The sequence below is a fragment of the Butyricicoccus pullicaecorum DSM 23266 genome (assembly GCF_900167005.1).
Classification (GTDB): Bacteria; Bacillota; Clostridia; order Oscillospirales; family Butyricicoccaceae; genus Butyricicoccus; species Butyricicoccus pullicaecorum.
In genome coordinates this window covers 158,867-176,121 of record NZ_FUXW01000003.1, presented here as the reverse complement: position 1 = coordinate 176,121, position 17,255 = coordinate 158,867, and the positions used below count along the sequence as shown (strand labels likewise).

General features: G+C 56.2%; 13 protein-coding genes. 10 read left to right on the top strand and 3 right to left on the bottom strand.

Features of this window, described 5'->3' with window-relative positions; genetic code table 11:
- Positions 1 to 141: 141 nt before the first annotated feature.
- The 5 genes from B5D52_RS07820 (at position 142) to B5D52_RS07800 (ending at position 8,316) form a co-directional block, all read left to right on the top strand.
- On the top strand, positions 142 to 1,128 hold the full coding sequence (locus B5D52_RS07820) for a LacI family DNA-binding transcriptional regulator (RefSeq protein ID WP_016148192.1): 987 nt from the start codon (positions 142 to 144) through the stop codon (positions 1,126 to 1,128).
- A gap of 258 nt (positions 1,129 to 1,386) precedes the next feature.
- Positions 1,387 to 3,306 (top strand): PTS sucrose transporter subunit IIABC, encoded by a 1,920-nt coding sequence (locus tag B5D52_RS07815; protein WP_016148191.1) that lies wholly within the window; start codon positions 1,387 to 1,389, stop codon positions 3,304 to 3,306.
- A gap of 17 nt (positions 3,307 to 3,323) precedes the next feature.
- Positions 3,324 to 4,727: a glycoside hydrolase family 32 protein gene (locus B5D52_RS07810; protein WP_016148190.1), complete on the top strand. Its 1,404-nt coding sequence runs from the start codon at positions 3,324 to 3,326 to the stop codon at positions 4,725 to 4,727.
- Between the two features lie 155 nt (positions 4,728 to 4,882).
- A complete protein-coding gene (locus B5D52_RS07805) occupies positions 4,883 to 5,266 on the top strand; it encodes a BlaI/MecI/CopY family transcriptional regulator (protein ID WP_016148189.1) in 384 nt (127 codons plus the stop codon).
- Positions 5,263 to 8,316 carry a M56 family metallopeptidase gene (locus B5D52_RS07800; RefSeq protein ID WP_016148188.1) on the top strand — a complete coding sequence of 1,018 codons (3,054 nt, stop codon included), beginning with the start codon at positions 5,263 to 5,265 and terminating at the stop codon, positions 8,314 to 8,316. The genes B5D52_RS07805 and B5D52_RS07800 overlap by 4 nt, the downstream gene beginning before the upstream one ends.
- A 199-nt stretch (positions 8,317 to 8,515) precedes the next feature.
- Here B5D52_RS07800 and B5D52_RS07795 read toward each other — a convergent pair whose 3' ends face one another.
- Entirely contained in the window at positions 8,516 to 9,166 is a 651-nt protein-coding gene (locus B5D52_RS07795; RefSeq protein ID WP_016148187.1) for an HAD family hydrolase, read from the bottom strand.
- Entirely contained in the window at positions 9,150 to 9,983 is an 834-nt protein-coding gene (gene thiM / locus B5D52_RS07790; protein WP_016148186.1) for a hydroxyethylthiazole kinase, read from the bottom strand. The genes B5D52_RS07795 and thiM overlap by 17 nt, the downstream gene beginning before the upstream one ends.
- 122 nt (positions 9,984 to 10,105) lie before the next feature.
- On the opposite strand from thiM, the gene B5D52_RS07785 reads away from it, so the two are divergent.
- Positions 10,106 to 10,738, top strand: a complete 633-nt coding sequence (locus B5D52_RS07785; RefSeq protein ID WP_016148185.1) for a formate/nitrite transporter family protein — start codon at positions 10,106 to 10,108, stop codon at positions 10,736 to 10,738.
- A 71-nt stretch (positions 10,739 to 10,809) separates the two neighbouring features.
- Here the strand turns inward: B5D52_RS07785 and B5D52_RS16105 are convergent, their stop codons facing one another.
- Complete coding sequence (locus tag B5D52_RS16105; RefSeq protein ID WP_016148184.1) at positions 10,810 to 10,977, bottom strand: hypothetical protein; 168 nt, start codon at positions 10,975 to 10,977, stop codon at positions 10,810 to 10,812.
- Positions 10,978 to 11,355: 378 nt separating this feature from the next.
- Here B5D52_RS16105 and pyrR point away from each other — a divergent pair, with 378 nt between their 5' ends.
- The 4 genes from pyrR to carB all read left to right on the top strand — a co-directional run bounded on the left by pyrR (position 11,356) and on the right by carB (position 17,255).
- Positions 11,356 to 11,910 (top strand): bifunctional pyr operon transcriptional regulator/uracil phosphoribosyltransferase PyrR, encoded by a 555-nt coding sequence (gene pyrR, locus B5D52_RS07780; RefSeq protein ID WP_016148183.1) that lies wholly within the window; start codon positions 11,356 to 11,358, stop codon positions 11,908 to 11,910.
- A gap of 84 nt (positions 11,911 to 11,994) precedes the next feature.
- Positions 11,995 to 12,912: an orotidine-5'-phosphate decarboxylase gene (pyrF, locus tag B5D52_RS07775; RefSeq protein ID WP_016148182.1), complete on the top strand. Its 918-nt coding sequence runs from the start codon at positions 11,995 to 11,997 to the stop codon at positions 12,910 to 12,912.
- A 51-nt stretch (positions 12,913 to 12,963) separates the two neighbouring features.
- Positions 12,964 to 14,061, top strand: coding sequence for a carbamoyl phosphate synthase small subunit (locus B5D52_RS07770; RefSeq protein WP_016148181.1), 1,098 nt, complete (start codon positions 12,964 to 12,966; stop codon positions 14,059 to 14,061).
- Complete coding sequence (gene carB / locus B5D52_RS07765) at positions 14,061 to 17,255, top strand: carbamoyl-phosphate synthase large subunit (protein WP_016148180.1); 3,195 nt, start codon at positions 14,061 to 14,063, stop codon at positions 17,253 to 17,255. The genes B5D52_RS07770 and carB overlap by 1 nt, the downstream gene beginning before the upstream one ends.

Sequence of the window (17,255 nt, the reverse complement as noted above, 5' to 3'; positions counted from 1 at the left end):
ACAGGACAGCGCGATAAAAGCAATGGAAAGCGGGAAAAGTTCTGGTGGGGAAGGGCTGGTTTGACGGCGGCGGCTGGGCATGTTAAAATAAAAATAATGTCGAAGTAAGAGAGAATGGAGAGGAAAAAAGGAGGGGAAAGCATGACGATTGCGGAAATCGCTGCCCGCGCGGGCGTTTCCAAGACCGCTGTGTCGCGCTATCTCAACGACGGATATGTGAGCGCGGAAAAGCGGGAAGCCATTCGTCGGGTAATCGAGGAGACCGGTTATGTGCCGTCCAGACAGGCACAGATGCTGCGTACCGGACAGAGCGGTCTGATTGGTGTCATTCTGCCGCGTATCAACTCCGAGTCGATCGGACGCATCGTGCGCGGTATTTCGCGTGTGCTGGGTGACAGCCGGTTCCAGCTTCTGCTGGCCAACACCGATAACCACGCAGAAAAGGAACTGGAATATCTGGAAGTATTCCGCAAAGGACGTGTGGACGGTATTTTGCTGGTTGCGACCATGCTCACACCAGCACACCGCAAAGCCATTCGAGAATGTCAGGTGCCTGTCGTGGTTGAGGGACAGTGCCTGTCGGACGCTTCCTGTGTGTATCACGACGATCAAGGTGCAGCGCACGCACTGACCACCGAACTCATTGAAGCGGGCTGCCGCAAGATTGCCTATTTCGGTGTCACAACGCGCGATAAGGCGGCTGGTTTGGCACGTCGGCACGGTTTTCTGGAAGCCCTTGCAGAGGCAGAGATACCGGCGGACGATGCACTGATGCAGACCTGTGACTTCTCGGTTGAGAGCGGCACCGAGGCGTGTCGGAATCTCCTGCAGAATGGGACTGCATTTGACGGTATTTTTTGCGCAACCGATTCCATAGCGATTGGTGCGATGGAAGCTCTGCATGAGGCGGGAATCAAGATGCCGGACGAGGTTAAGGTCGTAGGTGTCGGTCATGCACGAATTTCCGGACTGGTTCGTCCAAAATTGACAACTGCACACTATTTTTATGAAAAGAGCGGTGAAGAAGCGGCGAGAATCCTGTTGGAGATCATCCGTGATGGCGTGGATATGCACCAGCAGATCAAGCTTGGATACGAAATCGTGCGCAGAGAGAGCACCGGTCACTAAAACAACAAAAGAAATATCGGCTGCATTCCTGTAAAATGGGATGCAGCCGTCTTTTTTGCATTTTTCACAAAGAGGTGTGTGCTAAATTGCGCGATTTGCCCGTGAAGCCGTCAAAGTGCGCAAAGTGACCGGGTAAAGTTTGGAAGATATGTCCCATTTACAGAAGGGAAGAGGAGTGCTATTATAATTGCATAGGATGTGGAATCGATTCCATATTACAGGGTGAAAGAAATTTGAAAACTTGAAAGGAGTGTCACGATGGATTACCAGAAGGCAGCCAAGGACGTACTCGCGGCGATTGGCGGCAAAGAAAACGTAGTCTCAGCGGCGCACTGTGCCACCCGTTTGCGGTTGGTCATTGCGGACAACAAGAAGGTCAACAAACAGGCTTTGGAGAACGGTGAGGGCGTCAAGGGCGTCTTTGAGGCACAGGGCCAGTTACAGATCATCTTCGGCACAGGCATTGTAAACAAGGTGTTTGACGCTTTCGTCAAGGAGGGCGGCATCACGGCAGGCAGCAAGGAAGATGTTAAGGCTGCCGCAGCACAGAAGGGCAACTGGTTCCAGCGGTTCATCAAGACCCTGGGTGATATCTTCGTTCCCATCATCCCGGCAATCGTTGCCTCGGGCTTCCTCATGGGTATCATGGATGCCCTGAACTTTATGAACAACAACGGTTTTGCGCACATTGATACCGGTAGTTCAATCTATGTGTTTGCAACGCTGTTTGCCAACACGGCGTACACCTTCCTGCCCATCCTGATTGCATATTCGGCAGCCAAGGTATTCGGCGGTAACCCCTACCTCGGTGCGGTTATCGGTATGATTATGATTCACCCCAACCTGCAGAACGCATGGACGGTCGCAACAGACGGCGTTCAGACCATGCAGCCGGTATTCGGTGGATTGTATGAAATTCCGCTGGTCGGCTATCAGGGTCACGTTATCCCGGTTATGATCGCGGTATGGCTGATGTGCTTCATCGAGAAGCGTCTGCACAAGGTTGTACCCCCGATGTTCGACCTGTTCGTCACGCCTCTGGTCTCGGTTTTCGTCACCGGTTATCTGACTCTGGCAGCGATTGGCCCGGTCTTTACCACCATCGAGACCCACATCATCAATGGTATCCAGTGGCTGATCGCCATTCCGTTCGGCCTCGGCTCGTTTGTCATGGGCGGCCTGTATGCGACAACGGTTGTTTCGGGTATCCACCACATGTACACCATCATCGACCTTGGTCAGCTTGGTACCTACGGTCTGACCTACTGGCTGCCGCTGGCATCGGCAGCAAACGTTGCACAGGGTGCAGCTGCTCTGGCAGTTGCGCTGCGCACCCGTGACAAGAAGCTCAAGTCTATGGCTCTGCCGGCTTCTCTGTCCGCATTCATGGGCATCACCGAGCCTGCAATCTTCGGTGTCAACCTGCGCTTCCTGCGTCCCTTCATCGCCGGTTCGATCGGTGGTGCATGCGGTGCACTGTACGCCTCGATCGTTGGTCTGGGCGCAACCGGCACCGGCGTTACCGGTATTTTCGGTATCCTGCTGCACCTGCACCGTCCGGTACAGTACATCATCGCAATGCTGATTGCGGCAGCGGTTGCCTTCGTTCTGTCCTGGCTGTTCGGCCTCAAGCCTGAGCAGATTCAGCCCCAGACCGCACCGGCTGCACCGCAGCAGTCGTCTGAATCCACCCCGGCAGTGGAAGCTGTACCCAAGGCAGCAGAAATTGCAAATGATTTGACCATCACTGCACCGCTGACCGGTAACGCCGTATCGCTCACCGAGACCGGCGACGAGACCTTCGCACAGGAAGTGCTCGGCCCCGGCATCGCTATCGAGCCCACGGTCGGCAAGGTTGTCGCACCCTGCGACGCAATCATCAGCGCGCAGATGGGTCACGCAGTTGGCCTGTCCTGCGATAACGGTGCAGAGCTGCTCATCCATGTCGGTGTAGACACGGTAGAACTGGGCGGCAAGTGCTTTACTGGTTCGGTCACCGAAGGCCAGCGCGTCAAGGCAGGCGATACCCTGCTGACGTTCGACATGGACGGCATCCGCGCTGCCGGATACAAGACCATCACCGCAATCATCGTCACCAACGGCGAGGACTTTGCTTCGGTTGATCGTCACTTTGGTACGGTTCAGGTAGGCGATCAGCTGCTGACGCTGCGCCGCTGAACAAGGAGAGTTTTTACATGAGCAATGCATTACAGCGCGACCTGCTGCGTATGGCGGCACGCGTCGAGCGGGAGGACGGCCCCAAGGCCGCTCAGGACCCGCACAGACTGACCTTCCACATTCAGCCGCCGACCGGTTGGCTCAACGATCCGAACGGCCTGTGCAAGTACGGAGAAGACTACCATGTCTTCTTCCAGTACGGCCCGTTCGATTGCACGGGCGGTGTCAAGCACTGGGGTCATTGCAAGAGCCGTGATCTGGTGCACTGGGAGTACCTGCCCATTCTGCTCTGTCCCGATCAGCCCTATGACATCCACGGTGTCTACTCGGGTTCGGCTTACATTGAGGACGGTAAGATGTACCTGTATTACACCGGCAACGTCAAGCACGAGGGTGACCATGATTACATCCGTACCGGTCGCGGACACAATACCTGTCTGGCGATCTCTGAGGATGGCGAGACCATGGCATCCAAGCAGTGCCTGATGGAAAACAAGGACTATCCGGCCGGTCTGACCTGCCATGTCCGCGATCCCAAGGTATGGAAGATGGACGGCAAGTATTATATGGTGCAGGGTGCGCGCACGCTGGAAGATCGCGGTGAAGTGCTGATTTTCCAGTCCGAGGATAAGATTCATTGGACGCACTGCAACACCATCACCACGCCTGAGATTTTCGGCTATATGTGGGAGTGTCCCGATCTGTTTGAGATCGATGGTCAGTGGTTCTTGTGCGTATCGCCGCAGGGCGTTGCACAGACCGACGACCGCTTCCAGAATGTTTACGCCTGCGGTTATTTCCCGCTGTATGGGGATTTTCGCGGAGATTGTACGCTGGGTGAGTTCCAGACGCTGGACAAGGGCTTTGACTTCTACGCGCCCCAGTCCTTCCTGGACGGCACCCGCCGCATTCAGTTTGGTTGGATGGGTATGCCCGATGCAGAGTATACCAATCCTACCACGGCGTACGGTTGGCAGCACTGCATGACCGTACCCTGTGTCCTGACGGCAAAGGATGGCAAGATTCTGCGCAATCCGGTTCCGGAGTTGAATGCACTGCACGGCACGCTGCGGCAGTTATCCGTCACACCGGGTGTGAGTGAGTCGGTCAAGACCTTTGACCTGCAGTATCAGACCGCAGGCCAGCCGTTTGAACTGACCATCCACGACAGCGTGCGCCTGAACTGGCAGGATGGGGTACTGACCCTGTCCGTGCCGCAGGGCGGCGCAGGCCGTACCACGCGCGTTGCGCACTGTGCGGCTCCTATGAGCCTGCGCATTCTGGCAGACACCTCGTCGGTTGAGGTGTTCGTCGACGGCGGCGCGACCTGCATGTCCACCCGGTGCTATCCCACGTCCTGGGGAGTACGCTGGACGAGCGGCACAGGCGATGCCCAGCTCTGGGACATGAAACAGTCATAATCCTATCTTTATTTCCCCTGAAGCCCGCAAGCGAGTTTGGTCGCCTGCGGGTTTTCTTGTATCCGTATTGTCATCCGCAGGCGCTTGACTTTCATGTTCTACGGATGTAGAATAAAGTCAACCTAAGAAGTTCTACAAATGTAGGAGGTGAAGATATGCGTGAGACCAAACGCCTGCCCGATGCCGAATTGGCCGTAATGCAGGAGGTCTGGAGCGCACCCGAGCGTCCGGTGCCGTCTGCCTGGGTGACCGAACGGTTAGCTGACCGGTGGAAGACAACGTCGGTGCTGACTTTTTTGTCCAGACTGTGCGAAAAAGGGTTTTTACAGTGTGACAAGCAGGGAAAAATGAATGTCTACACGCCGCTCGTCAGTCAGGATGATTATGGAGAGCGCGAGAGCGTCAGTCTGCTGCGCCGGTTTTATCGGGGTTCGGTGCGCGATCTGGTTGCGTCGCTGTCCCACACCGGTGCGCTGACGCGGGAAGACCTCGACGAACTGCGTGATTTTCTGGACGAACAGGGGAGGGATGAGAGATGACGACCATCTTTTGGAATCTCATTCAGGTCAGCCTGACCACTTCGGTGGTGCTGCTGCCCATCTTGCTCCTGTGCGCCGTTCTGCGCCGGCGGTATCCGGCAAGAGTGGTCTGTGCGCTGTGGGTGATCTTTGCTGTTCGGCTGCTTGTTCCGGTACAGAATAGCTTTCCCGACGCACCCGTTCAGGTCACACCCCGGACGACACTGGTTGAGGTGCAGACGACACAGGTAAGTGAGAGCGTCCCGGAGACGAGCGGGACGGAAAACGAATCGGTTATCGCAGAGCCGCAGCCGATTATTGAGCGGCATTGGGTGCCTGCCGGGACGATCGTGAGCGCTGAGACGCAGAAATCCATTGCGTTTGATGAAATTCTGGCCATCGTTTGGGCGGTTGGAGCAACTGCGTTCTTTGCAGGTTCCATGCTGTCCTATCGGCGGTTTGTGTATCGGGTGCGCCGCACGGCGCGTGATGTGCGCGACCCGGAGCTGCTGCGTATTTATGAGAGCGAGCGCGAACGGCTGGGACTGCGGCAGCGCATTCCGCTGCGGCAGACACCGGAGGCCGATGGGCCGATGTTGGTGGGACTCGTGCATCCGGTTTTGCTCTTGCCCAAGAGTGGCATTCCGCTTGCCGATGCGCCGCTCATCTTACGGCATGAACTCACGCACGCAAAGCATAAGGATGTGCTGTGCAAGATGGTCTTTCTGCTTGCACGGTGCGTGCACTGGTTCAATCCGGTCGTGCATCTGCTGGCGTGGCAGGGTGCACAGGACCTCGAAATCGCGTGTGACCAGTCGGTCGTGCACGGACTGGACACCGATGCAAAGAGACAGTACGGACAGTGTATCTTAAATGATGTCGCACGTCGCATGTACGGCGGCACCATGCTCACAACCAGACTGACGGGAGGAGGAAAAGCCATGAAAACCCGTTTGCAGGCGTTATTCAGCCCCAATAAAAAGCGCCGCGGCGTGGCGCTCATTCTGACAGCTGCATTTGCACTCACACTGGTCGGCGGATGCTTTGCCGTCACGCCCAAGGGAACGGACAATGCGGCGCTGGAACAGGAAATCCGCACGACAGCCGAGACCTATTTACAGGCGATTGTGGACGGAGATGTACAGACGCTGACTACGGTTTTGCCTAAGGATGCTTTTGCGTCTCGCACACAGGAGGAAATGCAGAAGATACTGCTTGAGGCCAACCCGCACGTGACGGCGTATGCGGTTTATCCCGATGCCGAGCGGGCAGGCGCGTATGTGGTCAAAAACTGGTCGCAGGCACTGCATAGCTCGCTGGCTGCACCCGATCAGCGCACCGTACAGTGGATGCAGTTTATCCGGGAGGATGGAGTGCTGAAAGTGGATGTAGACAGCGTGGACGCGGCATGCACCATGCAGCCGACCGACGTGTGCAGCGTGCGCGATCTGGACACCTTCCAGATGCTCTATGGTGATCTCGGTCTGCCCGAAACCGGCCCGGCCATGCTGGATGATGCAGCGGGACAGATCGAAACCCTGCTGGGACTGACCGGTGGACGACTGGAAAAGCAGGGAGAGACCACGTTCCACTATACCTTCTTCAATGGACAGGAAATTTCCATTCTGACCAGACCGGAAGGAGACGGATGGAAGTTTGACCGCTGGACGGTCGTACAGAAGGATGCAAAGCCGGTCGAGGCCGAGACGCAGAAGCAGATGGAAGCACTCGCACAGCGCTGGTGTAATGCACAGGTGGATGGTCTCTCGGCAGAGCAGGCCAAAACCCTGCTTGGCACAGATTTGCTGGAGATGTTTGACGAGTATGCCAGCTGGTATGGCGACAGTGATGCGCAGACACCGATGGAACTGAATAATCTGCCGATCGGTATGACTGCGGACAAGGCTGAATATACGGTCGATGCCGGGGCTGGTACGGTGATCGTTCGTGTGCATGGTAAACCGGCAGAGCCAGCAAGCGGAAAGACAACTCGAACCTGGTTCAGCGGCATCACGCAGGTGCAGACGCTGAATTTTGGATGGCAGGATGACAGCTTGCGCATTGCCGACTGCACGATCGATCAGGCCATGGTGTTGGATGACCCTGATATGATTTGCTGGACGGCAGATGATGTCATTAAGATTGGCATGCCCGAGCGACCTATGACTACTACTTCGCTTGAAGAGCTCATCTATAGGAACTTCCCGGTTGCCGGTGGACGGTATCGCAAGGTAGATGATATGATCGCCTATGACTTTGCCGACGGCACGATGATCTATTTCCAGTATGAGCCGCAGCACAATCCGGTTGAAGGTTCGGACAGCTATCGTTTAACTGGTGTGGTCGAGCCGGAAAACAACGAGCCGCAGGAACATCTGACGCAGTTTGTACCGATCATCGAGGCGGCAAACCAGTGGGCAGAAGGCTATCTTTGGGAAAATGCAATGTTCCGCTATCCGTTTATGAGCACGGCGCTGCAGCAGCAGTTTATACAGCAGCAGGAACGGATGGGCAATCATCTGCGCATTTTCTGGAAGATTGGCTGGGGTTCCAGCCCGGATGTGACCGACTGGATGCTGCGAGATCTGACCGAGGACAGTGTGACCGTAGTGTATCAGTTGGAAGCTGGTGGGGAGCAGTACCGTTATGCCGAGCGTTTGACCGTGGGCGAGCAGGATGGCATTCCGGTTGTGACCGGGTGCGATGCATTGCAGGCAACTTGGGATGACAGCTTGACGCGAGAGCAGTTTTTGCAGCTGTATCCGGATGATGTGTCTGGATTGATGGTGAACCCGGATATGGAATACATGCGGGAACGCTCGGATAAGTTCCAGACGCCGGAAGACGCGCTGCGTGCGGCGATCGGTATGTTCTATGATGAGAAAACGTATCCGGTGACGCGCGTTGGCGAGCAGATTGTGGTCGGTCAGGGAGTTGACCAAGATCTCAAGGTGACGTTCCCGGATGGCGGAGAGGTCTACATTACTATGCATCAGTTTACCGATGAAGGTGGGCTGAAGTTATGGAGTGTTGGACGCATCTGGGAAGGAATGCCCGATCATACGACGTAAACCGATGATAAGCAAGAAAAACCGCCCGAGAGGGCGGTTTTTTTGTGGGTAAGTATTTTTGAAATCCGGGGCGGACACCGGATTTCAAAGGAGATTTCGCCGTCTGCGGACGGCGACCAGGTTTCACCTGGACGGACCAGCCTGCGCGGCTGGACCGCGCCGGGCCGCAGGCCCGGACCCGTTTATGGGCTGCGGTGGTTTAGAGTAGTTCAGCGAAAGAGCGGATATAGCGGTCGGCAGTGAGTTCAATTTCGGTTTGATCGAGTGCCGATGCGGGTTCTTCCACAGCGACCGTATAGAAACCGGCAGATTTTGCGCTTTGGATACCGCGCAGGATATCTTCAAAAACGGCACACTGGTTCGGTGCAGTCTGCATACGCTCAGCAGCCAGCAGATAGATATCTGGGGAGGACTTATCGCAGTTCACTTCGTGGATGGTTGTGATATTGTCGAACAATCCAGTGATGCCCAGACGATCCAGACAGGGCAGAACCAGTTCGGGTTCGGATGAGGTTGCCGCCGAGATATGCACACCCTGTGCACAAAGTTTGTGCAGAAATTCTTCGGCGTGCGGTTTGAGTGGTACGCGGTCACGGTAAGCGGCACGAGCGAGGTCATACCATTCCTGCATGAGCTGCTCGGGTGTTTCGGCCAGACCAAAGCGGTCGATGGTATAGCGTGCGGCATCGGCAAAACCGAGATGTGCGATGGACTGTGCATAGTCGGGAAGGAGGGGCAGACCGCGGCGGGACAGGAATACTTCATCCACCTCGCTCCACACCCAAAGGGAGTCGAGCAGGGTACCGTCCAGATCGAAGATAAAGCCGGTCAGGTCATTGAGTGTCCGCATGGGATACCTCCGTGAGTTTGAGATGAGAGGAAAGTGTCTGCGCGTCCATCTGGCTCAGCGCATCGATGACCGCGATGTGAAAGCTGCCTGTACCGAGATGTCCGGCTTTCTCAAAAGCGATTTCGCCGGCGGCAGAGATTGTGCCCAGCGCGGCGATCGCGGCAGGTAAGTGATCGTCGGAAGCGGCGGCAAATACGGCACACAGGACGGTAGCGATGCAGCCCATACCGGTGACGCGGGACAGCATTTTGTGACCACCTTCCAGTCGATATAAATGAAAGGCGTTTGCGACGAGATCGGTTTCACCGGTCAGTGCGACCGTGCAGTGATAGCGTGCCGCGAGTGCGCGTGCCAGTGCTTCGCCGTCCGAAATGGAAATGGAGTGATCGCTGTCGATACCGTGCTGGTTTACGTGCATGCCATAAATGCAGGCGGCTTCCGAGCGGTTGCAGCGCAAGATGGAAATATGGACGGTTTCCAGAAGCTGACGCACAGCCGAGGTGCGCAGCGCGGATACGCCCACCCCCACGGGGTCGAGCACGACCGGGATGCCCATGCGGTTGGCCTGCGCACCGGCCAGCAGCATTGCGTCCAGCTTGCGCGGCGATAGCTGACCAATATTAAGGACAAGCGACTGCGCATGTGTGGTCACCGCGTCGGCCTCTTCGGGTGCATCGGCCATGATAGGAGATGCACCGATGGCGAGGGCTGCGTTTGCGCAGTCGTTGATCGTCACATAGTTGGTGATACAGTGAATGATCGGCTGGCGGTCGCGCAGAACGTCGCACAGCGCACCGGCCTGATATGTAAGATCCATGTGGATTGCCTCCTGTTCTGGTCTTTATTATACAAATGTGGGACGGCACCGTCAACCGTGGTTGCCAAGCACGGTATAGCTGTGATAGGATAAGAAAAAAGACCGGCGGAGGTGCACAGCCTGTGAAAAAATTGGAATTACTGGTTTCGTCCATACTGGCCGGACTGCTCATCGGTGTGAGCGGCGCCATTTATCTGGGAAGCGGAAAGATACCGTTTGGAGCCGTGCTGTTTTCGGTGGCACTCTTCACCATTTGTACCCGCGGCATGGCGTTGTTTACCGGGCGCGTTGGGTATCTCATTACGCGAAACGATCGCATGGTCTGTATCGGGGAATTGCTGGTCATCTGGCTGGGAAACCTCGTTGGATGTGCGGCAACGGCGCTGGCGGTTGCGTATGCAAAACCGGCTTATCGGGAGATGGCGTGCGAGCTGACGGCACGCAAGCTGTCTGAGTCGCCAGTGCAGATCTTTCTGCTCGGTGTGATGTGCGGTTTGCTCATGTACATTGCGGTCGATCACTTCCGTACCTGGCAGGGTGATTTCGGGCGCTTCGTCGGCATTTTACTCTGCGTCCCGGCTTTCATTATCGCTGGGTTTGAGCACGTAGTCGCTGATATGTTTTATCTGATGCTTGGCGTGCAGCAGGGGATGATTGGAAAAATCATTGTATTTTTGCTCGTTTGTTCGCTGGGAAACGCCTGCGGTGCATGGCTGATTCCGCTTTGGGACAAACTGCGCATGAGACAGGGATAGAAAAAGAGGACGTTTTGATAAACGTCCTCTTTTCACATGATTTCGGATGGAGGGTCTTGAGATCGGGGAGATCAGAACATATCGCCCATGTGCTTTGCGGTGTTCGTCACCTGGTTTGCGGCCTGCTTGACGCTGCGCTTGACAGACGGACTGGACATTGCGCTCGAAGCCATTGCAGAGGCGATTGCGCCGACGGCCATACCGGCGGCCATGCTGGACAGAATGGGGGTCAGTTTCATGTTTTTTCACGCTCCTTTTGCTGTTAGTATGGCGGTGCAGACCATGATTTAGCCCTTGGAAAATCAGAAAAAATTTACGATGACCTAACAAAATTTCTTTAGTTGCCGAAATTTTACAAAATTTCGAGCAATTTCGTTTGCCTTTTGTAAGAATGGCGGTTTACAGAACCGGGTATTCTAGGATATAATAATACAAACGATAAGTGAACAACTGTAATCAGACTTTTAATCGGAACCCGTGAGTTCCCAAAGTGCCTGAACGATCGAATGAGAGCAAAAATTGTCTTGTGTCACCAGATTCGCACACAAGGCATGGCTTCGTGCGGCTTCTTGCCTTTGGGCAGGAAGCTTTTTTTGTGCCGTAAGCAGGAAAGGAGTATGCCAGTGTTGCAGCAGACAGCAGAGATCATGGACGAAGCAGCCGTCCGCCGTGCGCTGACCCGCATCGCGTTTGAGATCATCGAGAAAAATCATGGCAGCCGCAGTTTGCTGCTCGCCGGGATTCAGACGCGAGGCGTACCGCTGGCCGAACGCATCGCAGATAAGCTCGGTGAGGTCGAGGGCTTCCGCCCGCCCGTCCTGCCGCTCGACATCGGACCCTTCCGCGACGATCTGCCGCACACAGCGCCTCCGGTGCTGCCCGATATTCCTGGGCTTGCCGGGTGTACGGTGGTCATCGTGGACGATGTGCTCTATACCGGTCGCTCGGTACGCGCTGCCATCGAGGCGGTTTCCCACATGGGACGTGCGGCTCGCATCCAGCTGGCCGTCCTCATTGACCGCGGTCATCGAGAGCTGCCCATCCGACCCGATTACGTCGGCAAAAACCTGCCAACCTCCCAGAACGAGCGCGTATGCGTCAGTCTGCGTGAGACCGACGGAGAAGACCGGGTGACCATCGTCAAGCAGTCCGGGACTGCCGCGTCAGAGTAAGATTCCAATATAGCAAGTCGATTCTCATAAAAGTCATCAACCAGCGCCGGACAGCCTTCCGGCCCGTGTGAAAGGAGACAAATCATGTCCGTACAAAAACTCGTTGAATGCATCCGCCAGAAGAACAACCCGACCGTTGCCGGTCTGGACGCACGCCTGGAGTATATCCCGTCCTTTATCGTATCCCAGTGCGTTGAGCGCTACGGCGAAACTCTGGAAGCAGCAGCGGCTGCCATGCAGCAGTTCAACATCAGCCTGATCGATGCCCTGCACGACATCGTACCCGCAATCAAGCCGCAGGCAGCATACTATGAGCTGCTCGGTCCCAAGGGCGCAGAAGTGCTCAAGAATACCATCGACTATGCGCACGAGAAGGGCATGTATGTCATCGCTGACATCAAGCGCAACGACATCGGCGCAACCGCATCGGCTTACGCTGAGGCATATCTGGGCTGCACCAAGGTCGGCGACAAGGAGCTGCCGGTTTACAATGCAGATTCCTGCACGGTCAACGCTTACCTCGGCACCGACGGCATCGAGCCCTTCCTGAAGGAGTGCCGCGCACGCGAGAAGGCCATCTATATCCTGGTCAAGACCTCCAACCCGTCTTCCGGTGAGTTCCAGAACCGCGACATGGAGGGCAAGCCGCTCTTCGTCCGCGTGGCAGAGCAGTTTGCCAAGTGGGGCGAGGGTCTGGACACCCCGTCCGGCTACAATCAGGTTGGTGCGGTCGTCGGTGCGACCTACCCCGAAGAGCAGAAGATCATCCGTTCCATCATCCCCAAGGCATATTTCCTCGTACCGGGCTACGGTGCACAGGGCGCGACCGCAAAGGACATCGCAAATGCCTTTAACGATGACGGTCTGGGTGCGATCGTAAACTCTTCCCGCGGTATCATGTGCGCTTGGAAGAAGACCGGCAAGGACGGCGCAGACTTCATGGAGGCTGCACGCGCAGAGGCAATCCGCATGCGTGACGACATCGTGTCCGCTATCCGCTAAACCATTTTTCCCCTTTCCCCATCGTAAAGTTTGCAAGGAGTGACGATAGATTTGAAGAAAGCGTATCTGCTGCTCGCCGACGGTACCCTGTTCGAGGGTAAGGCTGCCGGCTATGAGGGATGCAGCATCGGCGAGGTCGTATTCAATACGGGTATGGCCGGTTATCAGGAGGTTCTGACCGACCCGTCTTACTATGGCCAGACGGTGTGCATGACTTACCCCCTGGTTGGTAACTATGGCATCAACTTCGACGACGGCGAGTCCAAGAAGAGCTGGGTTTCGGGCTATATCATGCGTGAAATGTGTGAATATCCCTCGAACTTCCGCTGCCAGAAGAGCCTGGACGCCTATCTCAAGGAGCAGAAGGTGGTCGGCCTGCAGGGCATCGACACCCGACGCCTGACCCGTATCCTGCGCAACAGCGGCGTTATGAACGGTGTCATCTATACCGAAGGCCACGAGCCCGACGAAAAGACCATCGAAGAGATGAAGTCTTACGTCGTCAAGGATGCAGTCAAGTCGGTTACGCTTTCCGAGACCGAGGTACACCCGGCACAGGGCGAGCGCAAGTACCGCATCGGTCTGATGGACTTCGGCGTCAAGTACAATATCGTCCGTGAACTTTGCAAGCGCGGCTGTGAGGTCACCGTCCTGCCCGGTTTCACCAAGGCAGAGGACATTCTGGCTGCCGGTTACGACGGCATCATGCTGTCGAACGGCCCCGGTGACCCGGCTGAAAACGTCGGCATTGTAGAAGAACTCAAAAAGCTCATCGCGTCCGGTCTGCCCATCTTCGGCATCTGCCTGGGCCATCAGCTCATGGCGCTGGCCATCAATGCCAAGACCGAAAAGATGCGCTTTGGTCACCGCGGTGTCAACCACCCGGTCAAGGATCTCGACGAAGACCGCACCTATATTACCAGCCAGAACCACGGCTACGCGGTCGTTGGCGATACCATTGACCCGGCGATTGCACGCGTGCGCTTTGTCAACCTGAATGACGGCACGGTCGAGGGCGTCGAGCACATCGGCAAGCCCATCTTCACCGTGCAGTATCACCCCGAGGTCTGCCCCGGTCCGCAGGATACCTCGTACCTGTTCGACCGATTCCTCGAAAACATTGACAAGCACAAGGGAGGCCAGTTCTAATGCCGCTGAGAAAAGATATCCACAAAGTCATGGTACTGGGCTCCGGCCCCATCGTTATCGGTCAGGCGGCCGAGTTCGACTACGCAGGCACTCAGGCATGCCGTGCCCTGCGTGAAGAGGGTCTGGAGGTTGTTCTGGTAAACTCCAACCCGGCAACCATCATGACCGATAAGGCCATGGCTGACAAGGTATATATTGAGCCGATGACCCTGGACGCGGTCAAGGAAATCATCAAGAAAGAGCGTCCGGACTCCCTGATCCCCAACCTCGGCGGTCAGACCGGTCTGAATCTGGCAATGGACCTGTCCGCTGACGGTTTCCTCGACGAGTACGGCGTTAAGCTGCTGGGTGCAAACCCGGACACCATCGCCAAGGCCGAAGACCGCCAGATGTTCAAGGACACCATGGAGAAGATCGGAGAGCCGTGCATCGCTTCCAAGGTCGTACACACGGTCGAGGATGCGGTTGCATTCACCGAGGAGATCGGTCTGCCGGTCATCATCCGTCCGGCATACACCCTGGGCGGTACCGGCGGCGGTATCGCGTACACCTGGGAGCAGCTGCGCGAGATCGCTGCGACCGGTATTATGTACTCTCGTGTCGACGAGATTCTGGTCGAGAAGTGTATCGCAGGCTGGAAGGAAGTCGAGTATGAGGTCATGCGCGACAGCAAGGGCAACGCCATCACCATCTGTAACATGGAGAACGTTGACCCGGTCGGCGTACACACCGGTGACTCGGTCGTTGTCGCACCCAGCCAGACCCTGTCCGACAAGGAATACCAGATGCTGCGCACCTCTGCGCTCAACATCATCACCGAGCTGGGCATCGAGGGCGGCTGTAACGTACAGTACGCACTGAACCCGAACTCTTTCGAGTACGCAGTCATCGAGGTAAACCCCCGTGTTTCCCGTTCGTCCGCACTGGCATCCAAGGCGACCGGCTTCCCGATCGCAAAGGTTACCGCCAAGATTGCAATCGGTTACGGTCTGGATGAGATCATGAACGCGGTCACCGGCAAGACTTACGCTTGCTTTGAGCCGACCCTGGACTATATCGTTGCCAAGTTCCCGCGCTGGCCGTTTGATAAGTTTGTTTACGCAGACAACTCGCTCGGTACCCAGATGAAGGCGACCGGTGAGGTCATGGCGATTGCACCGTCCTTCGAGCAGGCCATGATGAAGGCCATCCGCGGCGTTGAGATGAAGCTGGACAGCTTCATCATGCCCAAGCTCAAGACTTGGTCGGATGAGGAGATCAAGGCTGGTGTTGCCAAGGTTAACGACGAGCGTCTGCTGGTCATCTGCGAGGCATTGCGCCGCGGCATCATGACCATCGACGAGATTCACGACATCACCATGATCGACACCTGGTTCCTGCACGGCTACAAGAACATTGTAGACATGGAGCATGAGCTGGCTGAGGCTTCCGAGCTGAATGAGGAGCTGTACCTGCGTGCCAAGAAGATGGGCTTCCTCGACAAGACCATCGAGCAGCTGTCCGGTAAGCAGGTCGGTGCGCTCAAGCGCCTGCCGGTCTACAAGACGGTTGATACCTGTGCCGCAGAGTTCGATGCCGAGACCCCGTACTACTACTCGACCTTCGACGACGAAAACGAGGTCAAGCCGTCCACCGGTAAGAAGAAGGTACTGGTTCTGGGCTCCGGTCCCATCCGTATCGGTCAGGGTATCGAGTTCGACTACTGCTCGGTTCACTCTGTCTGGGCACTCAAGGAGCTGGGCTGTGAGACCATTATCATCAACAACAACCCTGAGACCGTTTCCACCGACTTTGACACCGCTGATCGTCTGTACTTCGAGCCGCTGACGCCCGAGGACGTTGAAGGCGTTGTCAATGCTGAGAAGCCGGACGCAGCCATCGTACAGTTCGGCGGTCAGACCGCTATCAATCTGGCAGCACATCTGGAAAAGCTGGGCGTGCCGATTCTGGGCACCCAGGCTTGGTCGATCGACGCGGCAGAAGACCGTGAAAAGTTCGACGAGATTCTGGAAGAGTGCGGCATTCCGCGCCCCAAGGGAGAGACTGTATTCACCGAGGAAGAGGCTGTCAGCGTCGCTGACCGTCTGGGCTATCCGGTTCTCGTGCGTCCGTCCTACGTTCTGGGCGGTCAGGGTATGGAAATCGCATACAGCGAGCAGGATATCCGTGAGTATATGCAGGTTATCACCCGTCACAAGGTCGAGAACCCGGTACTCGTCGATAAGTATATGATGGGTCAGGAGATCGAGGTCGACGCAATCTGCGACGGTGAGGACATCCTGATTCCGGGTATCATGGAGCACTTTGAGCGTGCCGGTGTACACTCTGGTGACTCGATTTCCATGTATCCGTCCCTGCACATCTCGTCCAAGCACAAGGACACCATCATCCGCTATACCCGTGCGCTGGCTAAGAGCCTCAAGGTTCTGGGTCTGGTCAATATCCAGTTCGTTCTGTACAACAGTCAGGTCTATATCATCGAGGTTAACCCCCGTTCGTCCCGTACCGTGCCCTATATCTCCAAGATCACCGGCGTTCCGATGATCGATCTGGCAACCCGCTGCATGTTCGGCGAGAAGCTGCGCGACATGGAGTTCGGCACCGGTCTGTACCCCGAGCGCGATTACTACGCAGTCAAGGTTCCGGTCTTCTCCTTCCAGAAGCTGCGTGATCTGGACACCCAGCTCGGACCTGAGATGAAGTCGACCGGTGAGGTTCTGGGCGTTGCCAAGGACTTCAAGGAAGCTCTGTACAAGGGTCTGCTCGGTGCTGGCTTTGCCATGCACAAGAAGACCGGCAAGGTCGTCATTTCCGTCCGTCCGGCTGATAAGCAGGAGGCAATTCCGATTGCTGAGAAGTTCGAGAAGCTCGGCTACGACATCTACGCAACCCGCGGCACGGCCAACACGCTCAACAACGCGATGGTCGCAGCCAACGTGGTTTACAATGCATTCGAGCCCGAAATGCATCCCAACATTCTGGACATGATCGAGAACGGTGAGGTCGATTACGTCATCTCCACCTCGGTCAAGGGCCGTCATCCCGAGCTTGCAAGCGTTAAGATTCGTCGTGCGGCAACCGAGCACGCAATTCCGTGCCTGACCGCGATTGACACCGCAAATGCACTGCTGGAGTGCATGGAAAGCGGTATGGAAATCAAAAACTGCAAGATGGTCGACATTAACGATATCTAA